This is a genomic window from Novacetimonas maltaceti (assembly GCF_002906255.1).
GTDB classification, from domain to species: domain Bacteria; phylum Pseudomonadota; class Alphaproteobacteria; order Acetobacterales; family Acetobacteraceae; genus Novacetimonas; species Novacetimonas maltaceti.
This window is the reverse complement of sequence record NZ_POTC01000124.1, coordinates 1-1,995: the sequence shown is the minus strand read 5'-3', so window position 1 is coordinate 1,995 and position 1,995 is coordinate 1. Positions and strand designations below refer to the sequence as shown.

Here is a 1,995-nt window from a genome sequence, read left to right as displayed (position 1 = left end):
CATCTGGTCCGGGGTTAACCCCGGACCAGATGGCCAACAGCAACGCCGTCAGAAGGGCGGCATAACAACAACCGGGTATAGCTTATCAAGCCCGCAAAACTGTCCGAACGGACGGGACCACCTCAGAAGAGTGGCCAGCATCATCGGTACTGGGCTCCTCTCGCTCTTCGCTGGATGCGTGGTGAGCCGCTGCCGATGATCATCGACGATGCGATCAATTACCATAAGCGCAAGGGAAAGAACCGGTCCAACCGGACGGTCATTCGAGAGGTGCTGACGGATGTGGAAAGCAGCCTCCGGTTCAAATACGTGAACATGCTGGGCTGTTACGGAGCTGTGCTCAAAGAGGCCCTGACCGCAACGGGGCACGCTTCATACGCCGCGAAGATACCGGCACTGACTTTATATCTGGAGCTTGGGGCAGCATCGCAAACGATGATCCAGCTTATCAGCCTCGGCCTCTCTCGCCACACGGCGCACGTCCTGTCCAGCCTGACAATCAACAGGGACATGGATCTAGAGTCAGCGCGACGCTTCCTCTCCCGACTGACACCCGAGACAGCAGGGCTATCACCATACGTGGCTGACGAGCTTAGACGAGTGCTTCAAAGCGTCTGAGTGCGCGCGGACGAAGCTTTGTTTTCAACCCATGAAAGGAACTGTCTAACGGTCCGCAGTTCGGAGCATGGTATCAATCATGGCGTGGGCCAATGGTGTTATTATAAGATATTGATAGATTTGCATAAATTACACCTATCAACAATAGAGTTGGAATAATAAATAAAGGCCACCAGACCCCGGCGGGCGTCTCTCTCTGCCCCTTCTAAGGTCATATTTTTTACTGAGAGCAATCGAAAACCGACGTCAGTCCGAATGAATGTCCGCTGTTTTAATTTCTAAGCTACAACCGGACATTCCGCTCCCCCCCCTGAACTGCCTGTCCGCTCAAGGAACGTGAAGCGGACAGGCGGCAGACGCCTCATGACGGCCACAGGAAGCATCATGCTAAATTCTGAAAAGCAGACGTAAGTGTCTGTATCTGCCAATCTGAAAAAGGCTGAAGAGCACCGCCAGCGAGGGTGGTAAAAATAAGAGCCGGGCGGCCCAGATACCTGCACCGGCTCTACCTTGCTCCTAACCCTCTCCGACCCCAGACTTCTCGCTGTCGAGTACCGCCATCTGTTTCGGATCGTAGCGTTCCCCGGCCGCTGCCCCTTTGGGAACAGCCTGCTCGATAGCAGCCAGATCGTCTGGCGTCAGCGCAAGATCAAGCGCACCCAGCGCCTCGGAGAGCCGATCACGCCTACGGGCTCCTACAAGTGGTACAATATCGTCACCTTGTGCGGCTACCCAGGCAATTGCCAACTGGGCCACGCTCGCGCCCTTGGTGGCTGCAATTTCGCGCAATGTCTCCACAAGGGCCAGATTGCGCTCGACATTGCCTTCCTGAAAGCGGGGACTACGAACCCGAAAGTCCCCTGGCCCCTTCGCTCCTTGCCAGTGTCCGCTGATCAGACCGCGCGCGAGCACGCCATAAGCTGTTATGCCAATACCGAGTTCACGACAGACAGGAAGAATTTTGTCCTCGATGCCACGTGAAATCAGCGAATATTCAATCTGAAGGTCGCTGATCGGATGGACTGAAGCCGCGCGCCGGATAGTTTCCGGACCAACTTCCGAAAGACCGATATGCCGGACATAACCGGCCTGAACCATCTCGCCGATGGCGCCAATCGTCTCTTCAACGGGCACAGCCGTGTCCAGCCGTGCAGGTCGGTAGATGTCGACATGATCAAGCCCGAGCCGTTGTAGGGTATAGGCTAGGAAGTTCTTCATGGCGGCAGGCCGCGCGTCGTAGGAACCCCAGTAGAGGTGGTCCCCATTTTTCGGACAGGGCGATAAGCTATCATCTGGCCTGAACGAGGACGGGTTTTATGGGCAAGGTTACGCGGAAGAGGTATGCGGCAGAGTTCAAGTCACGGGTTGCGCTGGAGG

1 protein-coding gene and 1 pseudogene are annotated in these 1,995 nt (G+C 56.0%); one reads left to right on the top strand and one right to left on the bottom strand.

Features of this window, described 5'->3' with window-relative positions:
* Positions 1-195: 195 nt before the first annotated feature.
* Complete coding sequence (locus KMAL_RS16535; RefSeq protein ID WP_146044264.1) at positions 196-618, top strand: hypothetical protein; 423 nt, start codon at positions 196-198, stop codon at positions 616-618.
* 516 nt (positions 619-1,134) lie between these two features.
* On the opposite strand, the pseudogene KMAL_RS16530 reads toward KMAL_RS16535, so the two are convergent.
* Positions 1,135-1,857 (bottom strand): annotated as a pseudogene (locus KMAL_RS16530) (aldo/keto reductase); the annotation flags it as partial.
* Between the last annotated feature and the right edge of the window lie 138 nt (positions 1,858-1,995).

What these genes read in the sequence shown, in the direction of transcription:
- KMAL_RS16535 (WP_146044264.1), top strand. Translation starts at nt 196, where the DNA reads ATGATCATCGACGATGCGATCAATTACCATAAGCGCAAGGGAAAGAAC.